We start from the raw sequence: 16,212 nt of genomic DNA on the forward strand, positions 1-16,212 counted from the left end.
TCCTCAATGCGCCTGAAGCTTGTCCATCGCACCCGGCTTGTCGTGCAGGGCCAGCTTGTCCACGATGGTTTCCGAGGCCTCGTTCATGCCCACCAGCGTCACTTTCGTGCCTTCGCGGCGGAACTTGAGCACCACCATGTCCACTGCCGCCACGCTCGAGATATCCCAGATATGGGCGCGGCTGACATCGATCGTCACCTCGTCCAGCGCCTCGCGGAAGTCGAACGAGGCCGAGAAACGCTCGACCGACGCATAGAACAGTTGCCCCTCGATCCGGTAGGTGCGGCTGCGGCCATCGGCCGATGGCTCGGAGGTGACCCGAAAGATCTGGCTGATCTTGGCCGCAAAGAAGATCCCCGACATCAGCACCCCGGCAAGCACGCCGATCGCAAGGTTGTGGGTCCAGACCACCAGCACCACCGTGGTCAGCATGACCGCCGAGGAACTGAGCGGATGCGTCCGCAGGTTCCGGAGCGATGACCAGGAAAAGGTGCCGATCGAGACCATGATCATGATCGCCACCAGCGCGGGCATCGGAATGATGCGCACGAAATCCGCCAGGACAAGGATCAGGAACAACAGCATCACCCCGGCCGTCAGGCTGGAAAGCCGCGCCCGCCCGCCGGATTTCACGTTGATCATCGATTGGCCGATCATGGCACAACCCGCCATGCCGCCCATGAGGCCGGTCACGCTGTTTGCGACGCCCTGCCCGATGCATTCCCGGTTCTTGTTGCTGGGCGTATCCGTCAGTTCGTCAACCAGCTGGGCGGTCAGCAGGCTTTCCAGAAGGCCCACGGCCGCGACGGCAAGTGCATAGGGCAGGATGATGGTCAGCGTCCCGAGCGTGAGGGGCACCTGCGGGATCAGGAACATCGGCAAGGTATCCGGCAGCGCGCCCATGTCGGCGACGGTGCGCACGTCGAGCCCCAGCGCCCAGACCAGCGCGGTCAGACACAGGATGCAGACCAGCGGTGAAGGGATCGCGCGGGTCAGGAGCGGGAACAGGTAGATGACACCCAGCCCAGCCGCGACAAGCACGTAGGTCAGCGGTGGCACATTCGTCAGTTCAGGGATCTGCGCGATGAAGATCAGGATGGCGAGCGCGTTCACGAAGCCTGTCATGACCGAGCGGGACACGAAGCGCATCACGAAGGCCAGCCGCAGCGCGCCGGCACCAATCTGCAAAAGCCCGGCCAGAACCGTCGCCGCAAGCAGGTATTGCAACCCGTGATCGCGCACCAGCGTGACCATCAGCACTGCCGTTGCCGCCGTCGCGGCTGAAATCATGCCGGGCCGCCCGCCAACGATCGCCGTCAGCACCGCGATCGAGAACGAGGCATAAAGCCCGACCTTGGGATCGACGCCGGCGATGATGGAAAAGGCGATGGCCTCGGGGATAAGTGCAAGGGCCACCACAAGGCCGGAAAGCAGCTCGGTGCGCGGATTGCCAATCCACTCGCGTCTCACACGATCGTTCAGGATCATCAGGTCATCTCTGTTGTCAGAGTTGGCCGGGGGATAGGCGCCCGGCGTAGCCACCGGCGCGGCCGGTCCATGTTCGCCCCCTCGGGCCTGCCCCTTCGGGTTTTGAAAGTCAACCCGGGCGGTGGCGGAACCTCACCTGCGCAGCCGCGTTGCCCTCGAAGCAGGCACCCGGCCCAGCCTCTGGCAGGGAAGGGCGCGCGTCGTCCGGTGTTGCCGTGCACAGATTTCAGAAGGAGCCCCATATGCTTTATGTCGACATTCCGACCCAGCCGGAATTGCAGAACCTCGTGTCCAGCCGGCATGAGGCAAGCGTATCGATCTATCTCCACACCACCCCCGAAACCCAGAATATCGAAACCTCGCGCCTGCGCCTTGGCCATATGCTGAAGGAAGCAGAAGAGCAGCTTGAAGCCGCTGGAACGCCCAAGCGCACGATCTGGCCCATCGCCGAACAGGTCAATGACCTTCTGGATGATGATGGCTTCTGGTCGCATCAGGCCAACAGCCTGGCCGTTCTGGTGACGCCCGACCGGATCCGAACCTTCCGGTTGCCCAACCGTCTGCCGGAGCTTGTGCAGGTTTCGGACCGCTTTCACCTCAAGCCGCTGATCCGGGCCGTCTCGGTTCCGCAGCACGCCTTCGTCCTGGCACTGGCGGAAAACGAGGTGCGGCTGATCGAAGTGACCGGTGATCTGCCGGCGGAAACCGTCCGGGTTCCGGACATGCCCAAGACGGCTGCCGATGCCAACCACACAGCCAGCGTCAACTCCCGCTCGGCCTCGGGGCGCATCCATGCCAGCGAAGGGCAGAAGATCCTGCTGCGCAACTTCTGCCGTCAGATTGATGCCGCCCTGCGGCCGATCCTGTCGGGTCGGACCGAGCCGCTGATCCTTGCCGCGGCCGAGCCGTTGAAATCGATCTTCCGCTCGGTCAGCAGCTATCCACATCTGTCCGAGGGCATGATCGAGACCAGCCCCGTGAACGAGACGCCTTCGGCGCTGGCCGAGGCGGCACGCCCCATTCTGGACCGGCTGCATCAGGATACCATTCGGCATTTTCATGACCTGTTTGCCGCCCGTCAGTCCGAGGGGCGGGCGATCACCGATATTTCCGATGCTGCGCGGGCTGCGACCTTCGGTGCGATCGACACGCTTCTGGTCGATATCGACGATGTGGTGGCTGGAACGGTGGACGAGGCCGGCGCGGTCACCTTCGATGCCGAAGACAACGCGACCAACTATGGCGTGGTTGATGAGATCGCGGGCCGCGTGCTGGCGAGTGGCGGGCGGGTGTTGGGCGTCCGGCGCGCCGATATTCCGCAGGACGCTGCGCTTGCAGCGGTGCTGCGCTATGCCGTCTGATATCGGCGCGCGCGGTGCCTAGCGCCGCGCGAACCAGCTGATCGAGGCGCGCTGGCGCGTAAAGAACTCGCCCATCAGTCCGATGACGAGACAGGCCAGCGAGAAGTAGATCGGATAGGAAACAGAGGAATAGTGGGGATTGTAATTGATGAACGTAAAGCCCCGCGCCTGGTCGATCGTGTGAAACAGCGGGTTCCATGAAAACATCGCGATGAAATAGCCGGGCATGGTGTTGGCGAGGAACATCTTGCCCGAGGTGATCATGTTCGCGCGGGTGTAAAGTTGCGAAACGATCGCGACGGCACTGGGAAACCAGGGCTTCAACGCCAGGAAGAGCATTCCGATCGCGCAGCCCGAAAACCACGACAACAACAGCATGGAAAACGCCGCCGCCGGTTTGTAGACGGTGATGGGGCTGGCCAGAACGTCATACATGAACAGGATCACGCCCATCGCAAGCACCTGGATATAAAGCGTGCCAAGCGCCGCCGACGTGATGGCGACGATTGTGTTCATGGGCAGGTGGTGCATCATCGGCGATGTCGGCCCCTCGGCACCCGCGACGGCACCGATTGCCTTGATATGCGTCATGAACAGGAAGATCCCTGACATGATGTAGAGGATGAAATCGCCCCTCACCGCACTGCCGCGAAGCCCCAGAACCGAGAACATGAAGTAGAAGACGATCACCAGAACGAGGCTCTGGATGATGTTCAGAAACAACCCGATCACCGCGTTTCCATGCGATTTCCGGATGTGGCGCACGGTGCTGTGATAGATCAGTTCCAGCAATGACGCGGCAGAGTGGAGCTTGGATTTTGGTGCGCTGCGCTGAAACATGCCTGACCTGTCGATGCGGCGGGGCGCGAAAGTGCGCCGGTCATCTTGCCGATGCCTGATCATGCGATGATAAAGGGGAAGGGCGGATTGTTCAACGCGCATGCCCATCGGGCGCGCAGGTCAGGAGAGAGTATGGATTACCAACGCCTTGTCGAGTGTTTCCGGAGCCTCGCGCTGCAGGCGGGCGACCGGATCATGGAAATTTATGGCGCCGAGGATTTCGATGTCCGCGCCAAATCCGACGCGAGCCCGGTGACCGAGGCGGATGAGGCCGCCGATGCGCTGATCGCCGAAGGGCTTGCGCAGGCGTTCCCCGATATTCTGGTGGTGACCGAGGAACAGGCCGCTACCCATGGCAAGGCTGCCGACACATTCATCATCGTCGATCCGCTGGACGGCACGAAAGAGTTCGTGCAGCGCCGGGGCGATTTCACTGTCAATATCGCGCTGGTCGAAAACGGTGTGCCGACGCGGGGCGTGGTCTATGCGCCGGCCAAGGAGCGGCTGTTCTATACCGGCGCAGATGGCGTGACCGTGGAAGAACAGGGCCCCTTCGATATCACCCGCGCCGGCACGCTGACGCCGCTGTCGGTGGGACGCCCCGACAATGGCGCATTGATGGTGGTGGCCTCCAAGTCGCACCGCGATGCCGCGACCGATGCCTATATCGGCAAGTATGCGGTCAGGGACATGACCAGCGCCGGATCGTCGCTCAAGTTCTGCCTGGTCGCAACGGGCGAGGCCGATCTTTATCCGCGGCTGGGCCGCACGATGGAGTGGGACACCGCCGCGGGTCAGGCGGTTCTTCTTGGCGCGGGCGGAAAGGTTGTCCGGTTCGACGATCATTTGCCGCTGACCTATGGCAAGGCGGGCTATGAGAACCCGTTCTTCATCGCCTATGCGCCCGGCGTAGATCTGAAAGCGTCCTGATGTCCGTTCTGATCGTCATCCCCGCCCGCTTTGCCTCGCAGCGCTATCCCGGCAAGCCGCTGGTGCCGTTGCGGGGCGCGGATGGGGTGGCGCGGACGCTGATCGAACGGTCCTGGCGGGCGGCGCAGGCGGTGCGGGGTGCGGACCGGGTGGTGGTGGCCACCGATGACGACCGCATCCGTGCGGCCTGCGACGGATTTGGCGCCGAGGTTGTGATGACCTCGGCGGCCTGCGCCAACGGCACCGAACGCTGCGCCGAAACCATGGCGGCGCTGGGCGAAGGGCACGAAGTGATCGTGAACCTGCAGGGCGACGCGCCCCTGACCCCGCCCTGGTTCGTAGAGGCCCTGATCGCGGGCCTTGCAGAGGATCCTGACGCGGGAATGGCCACGCCCGTTCTGCGCTGCGACGGGCGCGCGCTTGCCGGCTTGCTTGAGGATCGGCGCGCGGGCCGGGTGGGGGGAACCACTGCTGTCTTCGATTCCGCCCGCCGCGCGCTCTATTTCTCGAAAGAGGTGATTCCCTTCACGGCGCGAACCTATGCGGCCGATGCGCCGACCCCGGTCTTTCATCATGTCGGCGTCTATGCCTACCGGCCCCATGCCCTTGCCGCCTATCCGCGCTGGGCGCCGGGGCTGCTCGAGCAGCTCGAGGGATTGGAGCAGCTGCGCTTCCTCGAAAATGGTCACCCCGTGCTGTGCGTCGAGGTCGAGGCGCGCGGCCGCCAGTTCTGGGAATTGAACAACCCCGAGGATGTGCCGCGCATCGAGGCAATGATGGCCGAGATGGGGATGGAATGACCGAAAGGCCCGCCACGGCGAGTGTGATCGTCGTCAGCCGGGGAAGGCCTGCCCATCTGCGACTGTGCCTGCTGGGACTGATGCAGCAGGATCACCCCGCCTTCGAGGTGATCGTGGTCGCCGACGGCGCCGGGCTTGCGCAGGTGCAGGATCTGGGTCTTGCCGCCAAGACCTGTCACTACGAGATTCCGAACATTTCCGCCGCGCGCAATCTCGGCATCCTGCGTGCCGCGGGCGAGGTGGTGGCCTTCATCGACGATGATGCGGTGCCCGAGCCCACCTGGCTGTCGCGCCTTGCCGCGCCTTTTGCGGATCGGTCTGTGGCGGCGGCGGGTGGATTTGTCCGGGGGCGAAACGGCATTTCCTTCCAGTGGCGGGCGCAGACGGTCGATGAAACCGGGCATGCCGCGCCCCTTGATATCCCCCGGGCCGGCGCCACTCTGGCCGGTCGCCCGGGTCGCGCGATCAAGACGGAAGGGACGAACTGCGCGTTTCGCACCGATCTGCTGTGCGAGATCGGCGGGTTCGATCCTTCATATACCTTCTATCTGGACGAAACCGACGTGAACATGCGCCTTGCCGCGCGCGGGGCGCTGACGGCGATCGTGCCGCTGGCGCAGGTGCACCATGGCACGGCGCCAAGCGGGCGCCGCCGCGCGAACCGCGCGCCGCTGACGCTGGTTGACATCGGTGCAAGCACGGCTGTCTTTCTGCGCCGCCACGCCACACCAGAGGTTCACGATGCCGCCCTTGACCGGCTGCGCCTGGATCAGCGGCGGCGGCTGTTGCGCCATATGGTGGCCGGAACGCTCGAGCCGCGCGATGTGCGACACCTGCAGCACACCCTCGAGGCTGGCATCGCCGAGGGCCGCGTCCGCGCCCTGCCGGTGCTTGCGCCGCTTCCGGACAAGGGCAGCGAGCCCTTCCTGCCGCTTCCCGACACCGGGCCGCGGCCCGGTCGGCTTTTCAGCGGCTGGCGCTGGCAGCGGGAAAGGCTCCGCCAGCAGGCGCGCGCAGCCCGTGCCAAGGGGGAGGTTGCGACAATCCTCTGTCTGGATCCTGGCCCCGGCTTTCACCGGATGCGCTTTCTGGAAAGCGGGATCTGGGAACAACAGGGCGGGCTGTGTGGCCGCTCGGAACGGGAGGGGCCGCTGATCCGATTCTGGCGATTCGAATGCCGCGTTGCAGCAGAGCTGCAGCGGCTTGCCGAACTCCGAGCGATGAATTAATTAACAAATCATTGAGAGAAGTGCATGAACGTGCCGCAAATGACGCCCCGGAGTCGCAAACTGGCGAAACTTTGCGCACTATATAAGTAAAATTGTTTCAAACGGATGTTTATCTTATCCGAATGGATGTAAGCTTGGAACGTTAGCGTGTGCAGAAAGTTGAACACATCGCCAGCTTTCTCGGTAACAAGGTGATTTAGGGGATACGTCATGAAGAGCAAGGTAACCAAGGCAGTCTTTCCTGTCGCGGGGCTTGGCACGCGGTTTCTGCCGGCGACCAAGTCGATCCCGAAGGAAATCATGACGCTGGTTGACCGCCCGCTGATCCAGTACGCGATCGACGAGGCCCGCGCCGCCGGCATCAAGGAGTTCATCTTCGTGACCTCGCGCGGCAAGGGCGCGCTCGAGGATTATTTCGATCACGCCCCCGAGCTTGAAAACTCGCTGCGCCGCGCCGGCAAGGATCACCTGCTGGAAGTGCTGAAGACCACCAACATGGACAGCGGCGCCATTGCCTATGTGCGCCAGCACAAGGCCCTTGGCCTGGGCCATGCGGTCTGGTGCGCGCGCCGCCTGATCGGCAACGAGCCCTTCGCGGTGATCCTGCCCGATGACGTCATCGCCGCCGAAAAGCCTTGTCTGCAGCAGATGGTCGAAGCCTATGCCGAAACCGGCGGCAACATGGTCGCCGCCATGGAAGTGCCACCCGAAAAGGCATCATCCTATGGTGTTCTGGATGTGCGCGAGGATATGGGATCGCTCGTTTCAGTCCGTGGCATGGTGGAAAAACCCAAGGCCGAGGAGGCGCCGTCCAATCTTGCTGTGATCGGGCGCTACATCCTCAATCCCAAGGTGCTGAATAACCTCAACCGCATGCGCAGCGGCGCCGGCGGCGAGATCCAGCTCACCGACGCGATTGCCGAGGAAATCGAGGAATCGGACAACGTCTATGGCTTCCGCTTCCGCGGGCAACGCTTCGACTGCGGCTCCAAGGCCGGCTTCCTTCAGGCGACGGTCGCCTTCGGCCTGGCGCGCGACGATCTGCGCGACGAGCTTTCGGAATTCCTGCAGGAAATGGCAGCAGTCCAGAACGCGGCCGAATAATCCGGTGTGATGACGCTGCGAGCCAATGACGCGGCTCGGGAGGGGGCGAACGAGGGTTCGCCCCCTCCTGCACGTCTGCTGGACCTGACGCGGCTGCTGTCGCGCGCAGGGCAGGGGCCGTTGACGGGTATCGACCGGGTGGAGCTGGCCTATCTCCGGCGCCTGCTGCAAGAAGATGTGCCCCTTTTTGCGCTGATGCGCGCCTCGCCTGTGGATGTGCTTCTGGACCGGCACGGCATCGCCGCCTTTGCTGACCGAATCAGTGGCGATACCCCCTGGGGCCGGCCCGACCTTCTGGCGCGGATCCTCGCGCGCGGCGGAAGGGACACCCGCAGCCGCGCCCGGTCAACGGTGCGGCGTCTGGCGCTGGCGCGGGCCGCAGGGCCGCTGCTGGGGCCGATGCTGCGCCGCCACCTGCCGTCCGGCACAGCCTATCTGAACATCGGGCACTCGAATCTGAAACCACGGGTGCTGCAGGCAGTCCGTTCCGTTCCGCGCGCGCGCATCACGGTGTTCCTGCATGATACGATTCCCGTCGATTTTCCGCAGTTCGCGGGGGCGGGGCAGGTGGAACGCTTTGCCGACAGTCTCGCGACTGTCTCGGCTCATGCCGATCTGGTGATCTACAACTCCGAACAAAGCCGCCGCGATGCCGAGCGCCATTTCAGCGGCATGGAGCGGGTGCCCGAGGGTTTGGTCGCGCATCTTGCGGTCGAGCCTCCGCGTCCCGAGCCCGCACAGCTGCCACCGGGCCTGCCTCTCGATCGGCCGTGGTTCGTGACCATCGGCACGATCGAGCCGCGCAAGAACCATGCCCTGCTGCTGGATCTGTGGCAACAAATGCACGAAGCGCTGCCCCCATCTTCCATCCCGCGTCTGTTCATCATCGGGCGTCGCGGCTGGAAGAACGAAGCTTTGTTCCGACGGCTGGATGAGGCGCCGTTCATGGGGGATACGGTCATTGAGCTTGCCGGCCTGGATGACGGAGCGGTGGCGGCGCTGCTGCAAGGCGCGCGGGCCCTGCTGTTTCCAAGCCACGCGGAAGGCTTTGGCCTGCCCCTGCTCGAAGCTGCGGCGCTGGGCGTTCCGGTAATCTGCAACGACCTGCCCATCTACCGCGAATTCGCCGGAAGTTATCCCATTTACGCCCCGGTGCATGACCGGTATCAGTGGGCGAGGAAGCTGGCCGAGGCGCTGGATGACGAGGCAATGCCTCGGCCAGCCGCGATCTTGGATCTGCCAAGCTGGAACAAGCATTTCCAGTCGGTGTTGAAGCTGACTTGATAGGATCGCGGGCGCTGCTTATGGTTGCAGCGCCTTGCTGGATGGGGACGATTGGAACTTCTTGCCAAATACCGATTGCGGCTGGCGCGGAAGCGATGGAGGCTCCGCGCCCTTCGGAAAAGCCGTGAACTGGTGCCCGTTGCCCGCCGTACCGATCTGATCCGCAAGCCCGATGTGCTGCTGTTCTCGACCCTGCGGAACGAACGGATCCGCCTGCCGTATTTCCTTCAGTATTACCGCAACCTGGGCGTGAACCACTTCCTGATGGTCGATAACGGCTCGGACGACGGATCGCGCGAATACCTCGCCGATCAGCCGGACGTCTCGCTCTGGACCACCGAGGGCAGCTACAAGCGGTCGCGGTTCGGGGTCGATTGGCTGAACTGGCTGCAAAGCACCTACGGCCACAAGCACTGGACGCTTGTCGTCGATGTGGACGAATTCCTTGTCTACCCGTTCTGCGACACCCGTCCCATCCAGGCCCTGACGGACTGGCTCGATGCCTCTTCGGTGCGCTCCTTCAGCGCGATGCTTCTTGACATGTATCCCAAGGGGCGGATCCACGAGGTTCCCTATCAGGAAGGTCAGGATCCGTTCGAGATCGCCTGCTGGTTCGACAGCGGCAATTACGCCATCAAGCGCAACGCGCGGTTCGGGAATCTCTGGATCCAGGGCGGGCCCCGGGCCCGGATGTTCTTCCGCGACCTGCCCGAACGGGCGCCTGCCCTGAACAAGATCCCGCTGGTCAAGTGGCACCGCAAATACACCTATGTCAGTTCGACCCATATGTTGCTGCCGCGCGGGCTGAACCTTGTCTATGATGAATGGGGCGGGGAAAAGGCCTCGGGCTGCCTCCTGCACGCCAAGTTCATCGACACCTTTGTCGCCAAGTCGCAGGAGGAAATGGTGCGCCGGCAGCATTACGCGGGCAGCCACGAATACAAGGCCTACCACGAGGGCCTGCAGGACGACCCCGTCTTCTGGACGGAATGCTCCGAGCATTACGACAACTGGCGCCAGCTGGAGATCCTCGGCCTCATGTCCAAGGGGAACTGGGTATGAGCGTGGGCTTCATCATGTTGTGTCACACCGCGCTCAACCGCGCGGCGCAGGTGGCGCGGCATTGGGCGCGGGCCGATTGCCCGGTGGTGCTGCATGTCGATCGGAGGGTGCGCAGGCGTTCCTATGATGAACTGGTGCGCAAGCTGTCCGACCTGCCGAACGTCCGGTTCTGTGAAAGGCACAGCTGCGAATGGGGGACCTGGTCGCTGGTGACGGCTACACAGGCTGCGGCCCGGATGATGCTGCGCGAATTTCCGAAGGTCGATCACGTCTTTCATGCCTCGGGATCCTGCCTGCCGCTGCGCCCGGTTCAGGAGCTGCGCGACTATCTTGCGCAGCGGCCAACCACCGACTTCATCGAATCGGTTACCACCGAGGATGTGTCCTGGACGGTGGACGGGCTTGAGAGGGAACGTTTCCAGTTCTGGTTTCCCTTCTCCTGGAAGCGCCAGCGCAAGCTGTTCGATCTGACGGTCAGGCTGCAGCGGCGATTCCGCATCCGCCGCCGAATCCCGAAGGGGGTGGTGCCGCATCTGGGGTCGCAATGGTGGTGCCTGTCGCGGGCGACGCTGAGCGCGATACTCAACGATCCGCGCCGCGCCGAGTACGACCGCTACTTCCGCAAGGTCTGGATTCCGGATGAATCCTACTTCCAGTCGCTTGTGCGGTTACACGCCCGCACCATCGAAAGCCGGTCGCTGACGCTGTCGAAGTTCGATTTCCAGGGCAAGCCCCATATCTTTTACGACGATCATCTGCGGCTCCTGCGCCGCTCGGACTGCTTTGTCGCGCGCAAGATCTGGCCCCAGGCGAACCTGCTCTACCGGGTTTTCCTGAGCGAGGAGAAGGAGGCACTGCGGCGTGCGGAACCGAACCCCGGTCGGATCGACCGGATCTTTTCGACGGCGCTCGAGCGGCGCACTCGGGGCCGCCCCGGCCTTTACATGCAGAGCCGCTTTCCGCGCCCGGACCGCGAAAACAGCAAGACGGCAGCGCCCTATTCGCTTTTTTCCGGTTTCGCCGAGCTTTTTGAAGGGTTCGAGCCCTGGATGGCCGAGGTCACCGGAACGGCAGTCCATGGCAAGCTGTTCGCGCCGGACCGGGTGCATTATGCGGGCGGTGTGGGAGTCTATCGCGGTGGCTTGTCGGATTCCGCCGCGCTGCGTGATCGCGAGCCGCGGGGCTTTCTGACCAGCCTGATCTGGAACACCCGCGGCGAACGCCAGTGCTTCCAGTTCGGACCGGGGGATACCCAGGCGCTCACCTGGTTCCTGGCGACGGATCACAACGCGCAGATCGCGGTGATCAGCGGCGCCTGGGCGATTCCCCTGTTCCGGTCGAACAGGAACTTCGCCGACATCCGCCGCGAGGCGGCGCGCCTGCAGCAGGTCGAACTGGATTTCCTGAAGGTCCTGCGATCCCCCTGGACCAAGGCACGGCTTCATGTCTGGACGCTTGCGGATTTCATCGACGCGCCGCGCGATCACCTGCACATGATTCTCGACGAGATGAATCCGCGTGCACATCTGACGCCGGGCGTCCTGCCGCCCATGGTTTCGCTGGACGGTTTCGGCGCCTTCCTGCAGAACCTTCGTAACGAGGGAATGCAGCCCCTGGTAATGGGCGACTTCCGGGTAGCCCCGCCAAGGCAGGGCGCCCGCCAGACAAGAACACGTGGTGAATGATCTGATGACCCGAAAATTCGATTACTTCGTGCTGTTCGCAGAAATGCGGACCGGTTCGAACTTCCTCGAGGCGAACCTGAACGAGTTTTCCGAGCTTCAGTGCTACGGCGAAGCCTTCAACCCGCATTTCATCGGGCAGAAGGACAAGATGCAGATGATGGGCATAACGATGGAGGAGCGGCGTGACGATCCGCTGCGCCTGATTGCCAGGATGCGTGAAAAAACCGAAGGCCTTCCGGGCTTCCGCTTTTTCCATGACCATGATCCGCGTGTGCTGGCGCATGTGCTGGAGGATCCGCGCTGCGCCAAGATCGTCCTGACGCGCAATCCGATCGAAAGCTATGTGTCGCGCAAGATCGCCGCCGCAACCGGGCAGTGGAAGCTTTCGGATCTTCGTCACCAGCGCAGCGCCAGGGCCGAGTTCGATGCGGCCGAGTTCGAGGAACATCTTGAACGCCTGCAGGCCTTTCAGGTCACGCTGCTGCATGGCCTTCAGGTTTCGGGGCAGACAGCCTTCTACATCGCCTATGAAGATATCCAGGATGTGAAGGTGCTCAACGGTCTTGCGCAATACCTCGGCATCGAAGGGCGCATCGAGAAGATCTCGGACAAGCTGAAGAAACAGAACCCCGAAGAGATTTCCGAAAAGGTCGTGAACTTCGAGGAGATGGAGCAGGCTCTGGCGCGGCTTGATCGCTTCAACCTGTGCCGAACGCCGAATTTCGAACCCCGCCGCGGCCATGCCATCGGCACGTTCCACGCCGCTGCGCACACGCCGCTGCTCTACCTTCCGGTGCGTTCCGGCCCCGAGGCCGAGGTGCTGGAGTGGATGGCGGCGCTGGACAGTGCGGAGGTCAGGGGCGGCTTCAGCTACAAGACCATCCGCAAGTGGAAGCAGGACAATCCCGGACACCGCAGCTTTACCGTGCTGCGCCATCCTCTTGCGCGTGCCCATGCGGCCTTTTGCGAAACGATCCTCAGCGGCCGCTATGGCAATATCGCTGCAACGCTGGCGCGGATCTATGGCGTTGCCCTTCCGCGAGAGGGAGAAGTGCAGAGCCTTGATGCGCACCGCGATGCCTTTCTGGCTTTCCTGCGGTTTCTGAAAGGCAACCTGGCGGGACAGAGCAGCATCCGCGTCGACAGCGCCTGGGCAAGCCAGAGCGCCGTTCTTCAGGGCATGTCGTCGCTGTTGCTGCCAGACCTCATCCTGCGCGAAGACGAACTTGGTGAAGGCCTTGCAACCCTCGCCGCCCGGTTCGGCCGCGCCGCACCGGCACTGCCCGAGCCGCGCAGTTCCGCCCCCTATGCGCTGGCCGAGTTCTACGACGAGGAGCTTGAGGCCGCGGCACGGGATGCCTATCAGCGCGATTATCTGACCTTCGGATTCGACGCCTGGGGGGGCTGATCGGGGCCGGTTCCTGCGCAAGCTGCGTTGTGCCTGGCCATGCCTGGAGCGGTCGCTGGCTGCGGCGGAGGGTCCGGCGGTTGGGCCAGATAGGGTGCTGGCGTCCATTGCTGGAAAACGCACATCATGCCGCGCAGGGCGCATCTCGGCCGGCCGATCCCCCGCACGACCCTCGGTCTCGCCCTCCCGCCGATGCCGCTGTGGGTTCCATTCCCCCCACCTCCCGGGCCGGACGCCCAGAGCCCTTTCACGCCTGAACCCCGCCGCGCGGGGCGCCAAGCCGCCGAGCGGGACCGCGCTGCAGGAGGGCGTCCGTTCATGCCGATCGCCGAGGCACGCGGCAGGCGTGTGGGGATCGTGCAGAGCAGGCCCGCCCGACCCTGAACCAGGCCGTGGCGCCACGTTGGCGGCGGCGTCCAGCCTCGGACCCTGCCTCGCATCGAGGCCGAGGCCGCCGGCCGGCATTCCGCTTCAGAACGCATCCGGATCTCGGGGTGATCCAAAGACCAGTCTGCCCCTTCTGATCCCTCGCAACGGTTCGAATGGGATCAGGCCTTGGCCGCTGGAGGGGGGATCGCTCAGGCCGCGCGGGTGTCGCGGCTCTCGGTCAGGATCGCGTGCAGGGTGGCGGGATCCGCGTTTGCACGCAGTTTGGTGCAGATGCCGGGATCACGCATGGTGCGCGACACAAGCGCAAGTGCCTTCAGATGCTCTACGCCCGAATCCTTGGGGGCGAAAAGCGCAAAGACCAGATCGACCGGCTGCCGATCGACCGAATCAAAATCCAGAGGTCGTTCAAGGCGCAGGAACACACCTACAACCCGGTCCAGCCCGTCGATACGTGCATGCGGCAGGGCTATTCCATGGCCGACACCCGTCGGACCCAGGATTTCGCGTTCCTGCAGCGCGTCAACGGCTGTGCTGGCATCGATCCCATAGGCCGCAGCGGCGATCTCTCCCAGATCTTGGAAGAGACGCTTCTTGCTTGTCAGGTGTCCGCAGACCTTGATGGCTCCGGGTTCGAGTAGTTTTGACAGATTCATGAACCGTTAACGTTCCCGCGCCCGACGTTGCGGGCGCTATTTGCTGTTGCGCGGGTCGATCCAGCCGATGTTGCCGTCTTCGCGGCGATATACGACGTTCACCCCACCGTGGCCTTCGTTGCGAAACACCAGCATCTGCGACCCCGACAGTTCCATCTGCATCACCGCCTCGCCCACCGAAACGCTTGGGATGCGCGTTTCCATCTCGGCGATGATCATCGGCTGCAACGTGTCAGGCTCGGCATCCTCCGGTCCTTCCGATGCGGCGAGGATATAGGACTGTGCGCCGCCGAATTCAACCGGTTGTGCACGGGCGCGGTGGTGGTCCTTCAGGCGGCGCTTGTAGCGGCGCAGCTGCTTGTCCATCTTCTCGCGGCACCCATCGAAAGCGGCATAGATCTCGGTCGCGCTGGCCTTGGCCTGCGCGGTAAGTCCGGTCGACAGATGGACGGTGGCTTCGCAGACGAATTCATGTGCATCGCGGGAAAAAACCACCGTGGCATCGGTCGGGCGCTGCGAATACTTGGTCATCACCTCGCCAAGCTCGGTCTTCACATGCGTCTGAAGCGCATCCCCGACGTCGATCTGTTTTCCGCTGATCTGGTACCGCATGACACCTCCTTCTGGTTCGTCTGCCGGTCGGCCTTCGCGACGCAAAGGGCCGTCAAGTCAATGCCTTTCCACCGCCCGGCCCCGTGCCGTTCGGCACGCGCTGCGCCCGTTTCCTGCGGCGCAGATGCGATGCCGGGATGCGCAGGCATCCCCGGTATTTGGCGACAGTTCGGCGTGATATGTCAACGCCTTCCGCAAGCAGGCGTCGCTGAATCTCGGCGTCCGACAAGGGGTCCAGGGGCGGCTCTGCGGCAATCAGCCGCGCGATGCTGCGCTGCACGGCGAAGGCTGAAACCTCGCTCTCTCCCGGCGCTGAAAGGGCAGGGCCGAAGAACCGGGCCAGCGGCCAGAGCCGCCCGGCCACCTCGATTGCCTTGCCCGTGACCGCCCGGCCGACGGTCGAGGGATGAAGCCCCAGTTCGGCGGCGATCTGTCCGCGGGTCAGGGGCAGCATGTGTTCATCGCCCTCGCGCAGGGCGCGTTCCTGATGGCGCAGAAGGCAGGTGACGATTCGGCGCAGCGTGTTCTGACGATAGTCGAGCGCCTGCACCAGCGCCTCGGCGCGTGCGAGCGCCTCGGTGCCGAAACCGCTTTCGCGCGCCGAGGCCCGCAGCGCCGCATTGACCCGCACCCCCTGCAGGCTGCCGCGGCCCGGGGTCATTTCGAACTGGCCATCGGCGGCAACGGTCACCACAAGGTCCGGCACCAGCGGCTGGGCCGCGGCGGGTTCCGGTTCGATGGGCCGGGCGCGCAGCCTGCGCACCATGCGGGTGATCGCGTCGATCCGCTGGTCGGGCAGATCGAAGGCGCGCCGCAACTGCGCAGCGTCGGGCCGCGCGAAAAGGCCGATCTGTGCGACCACCCGTCGCGCCAGATCTCTCTCAAGTCCCTGATCATGCAACTGAAGCTCAAGGCATTCGGCGAGATTGCGCGCGCCGATGCCGGCCGGTTCGCAGGCGTGCAGGACTGCGAGCGCGGCTTCCAGCGTAGCAAGCGGCTGACCAAGCTCGGCCGCAAGCTCGGCCAGGGGGGTGTCGAGGTAGCCGTCTTCGCGCAGATCGGCCACCAGGTGGAGCGCCAGCGCGCGGAGGGCCGGATCAAGCTTCATGGCGCCGATCTGGTCGAAGACCTGCGCGAGGACCGAGTGTGTGGCCGCGCGCGTATCAAGCGCCACGTCATAGGCGCTGGTCCGGGGTCCGCGGGGGCGGACGGGTTCGTCCACTACAAGGAAAGGGTTTTCGGCAGCCTCCCGGGCGATGATCTCGTGCAGGTCGCCGGCGGGCAGCCGCAAAAGCGCCAGCGCCTGCCGGATTCCGGGCGCAAGAACCAGCCTCTGGGTCTGGACGATGCGAAGGCCCGGTTTCAC

Annotated in this window: 14 protein-coding genes and 1 other annotated feature; of the genes, 9 read left to right on the forward strand and 5 right to left on the reverse strand. The window is 64.0% G+C overall.

Annotated elements, in window-relative coordinates:
* Positions 1-3 precede the first annotated feature (3 nt).
* Complete coding sequence (locus ACFQXB_RS00705; protein ID WP_377397592.1) at positions 4-1,488, reverse strand: SulP family inorganic anion transporter; 1,485 nt, start codon at positions 1,486-1,488, stop codon at positions 4-6.
* Between the two features lie 20 nt (positions 1,489-1,508).
* Positions 1,509-1,560: a sequence feature (sul1 is cis-regulatory element that is thought to sense ions involved in sulfur or methionine metabolism; They are found in Alphaproteobacteria), on the reverse strand.
* A 170-nt stretch (positions 1,561-1,730) separates the two neighbouring features.
* Here ACFQXB_RS00705 and ACFQXB_RS00710 point away from each other — a divergent pair.
* Positions 1,731-2,849, forward strand: a complete 1,119-nt coding sequence (locus ACFQXB_RS00710) for a baeRF11 domain-containing protein (protein WP_377397595.1) — start codon at positions 1,731-1,733, stop codon at positions 2,847-2,849.
* Positions 2,850-2,867: 18 nt separating this feature from the next.
* On the opposite strand, the gene ACFQXB_RS00715 is transcribed toward ACFQXB_RS00710, so the two are convergent.
* Positions 2,868-3,689 carry an ABC transporter permease gene (locus ACFQXB_RS00715; protein WP_377397598.1) on the reverse strand — a complete coding sequence of 274 codons (822 nt, stop codon included), beginning with the start codon at positions 3,687-3,689 and terminating at the stop codon, positions 2,868-2,870.
* A gap of 132 nt (positions 3,690-3,821) precedes the next feature.
* Here ACFQXB_RS00715 and cysQ point away from each other — a divergent pair, with 132 nt between their 5' ends.
* The 8 genes from cysQ (at position 3,822) to ACFQXB_RS00755 (ending at position 13,191) form a co-directional block, all read left to right on the forward strand.
* On the forward strand, positions 3,822-4,619 hold the full coding sequence (cysQ, locus tag ACFQXB_RS00720; protein ID WP_377397601.1) for a 3'(2'),5'-bisphosphate nucleotidase CysQ: 798 nt from the start codon (positions 3,822-3,824) through the stop codon (positions 4,617-4,619).
* A complete protein-coding gene (locus tag ACFQXB_RS00725; RefSeq protein WP_377397604.1) occupies positions 4,619-5,419 on the forward strand; it encodes a 3-deoxy-manno-octulosonate cytidylyltransferase in 801 nt (266 codons plus the stop codon). Before cysQ ends, ACFQXB_RS00725 begins: the two co-directional genes overlap by 1 nt.
* Positions 5,416-6,648, forward strand: coding sequence for a glycosyltransferase family 2 protein (locus tag ACFQXB_RS00730; RefSeq protein ID WP_377397607.1), 1,233 nt, complete (start codon positions 5,416-5,418; stop codon positions 6,646-6,648). The genes ACFQXB_RS00725 and ACFQXB_RS00730 overlap by 4 nt, the downstream gene beginning before the upstream one ends.
* A 210-nt stretch (positions 6,649-6,858) precedes the next feature.
* A complete protein-coding gene (gene galU / locus ACFQXB_RS00735) occupies positions 6,859-7,752 on the forward strand; it encodes a UTP--glucose-1-phosphate uridylyltransferase GalU (RefSeq protein WP_377397610.1) in 894 nt (297 codons plus the stop codon).
* Positions 7,753-7,761: 9 nt separating this feature from the next.
* The gene (locus ACFQXB_RS00740) at positions 7,762-9,036 is read left to right on the forward strand and encodes a glycosyltransferase family 4 protein (RefSeq protein ID WP_377397612.1); all 1,275 of its coding nucleotides are present in this window, start codon (positions 7,762-7,764) and stop codon (positions 9,034-9,036) included.
* 51 nt (positions 9,037-9,087) lie between these two features.
* Positions 9,088-10,098 (forward strand): glycosyltransferase family 2 protein, encoded by a 1,011-nt coding sequence (locus ACFQXB_RS00745; protein WP_377397615.1) that lies wholly within the window; start codon positions 9,088-9,090, stop codon positions 10,096-10,098.
* Complete coding sequence (locus ACFQXB_RS00750) at positions 10,095-11,783, forward strand: DUF5927 domain-containing protein (protein WP_377397618.1); 1,689 nt, start codon at positions 10,095-10,097, stop codon at positions 11,781-11,783. Before ACFQXB_RS00745 ends, ACFQXB_RS00750 begins: the two co-directional genes overlap by 4 nt.
* A 4-nt stretch (positions 11,784-11,787) precedes the next feature.
* A complete protein-coding gene (locus ACFQXB_RS00755) occupies positions 11,788-13,191 on the forward strand; it encodes a nodulation protein NodH (protein WP_377397621.1) in 1,404 nt (467 codons plus the stop codon).
* Positions 13,192-13,769: 578 nt separating this feature from the next.
* Here the strand turns inward: ACFQXB_RS00755 and ACFQXB_RS00760 are convergent.
* From ACFQXB_RS00760 to ACFQXB_RS00770, 3 genes are read right to left on the reverse strand one after another with little or no spacing between them, the layout of a single operon-like run.
* The gene (locus ACFQXB_RS00760; protein ID WP_377397625.1) at positions 13,770-14,234 is read right to left on the reverse strand and encodes a PTS sugar transporter subunit IIA; all 465 of its coding nucleotides are present in this window, start codon (positions 14,232-14,234) and stop codon (positions 13,770-13,772) included.
* A 36-nt stretch (positions 14,235-14,270) separates the two neighbouring features.
* Positions 14,271-14,846 carry a ribosome hibernation-promoting factor, HPF/YfiA family gene (gene hpf, locus ACFQXB_RS00765; protein ID WP_377397628.1) on the reverse strand — a complete coding sequence of 192 codons (576 nt, stop codon included), beginning with the start codon at positions 14,844-14,846 and terminating at the stop codon, positions 14,271-14,273.
* A 52-nt stretch (positions 14,847-14,898) separates the two neighbouring features.
* Positions 14,899-16,212: an RNA polymerase factor sigma-54 gene (locus tag ACFQXB_RS00770; protein WP_377397631.1), complete on the reverse strand. Its 1,314-nt coding sequence runs from the start codon at positions 16,210-16,212 to the stop codon at positions 14,899-14,901.

Source organism: Halodurantibacterium daqingense (assembly GCF_042666235.1).
Taxonomy (GTDB): Bacteria; Pseudomonadota; Alphaproteobacteria; order Rhodobacterales; family Rhodobacteraceae; genus Halodurantibacterium; species Halodurantibacterium daqingensis.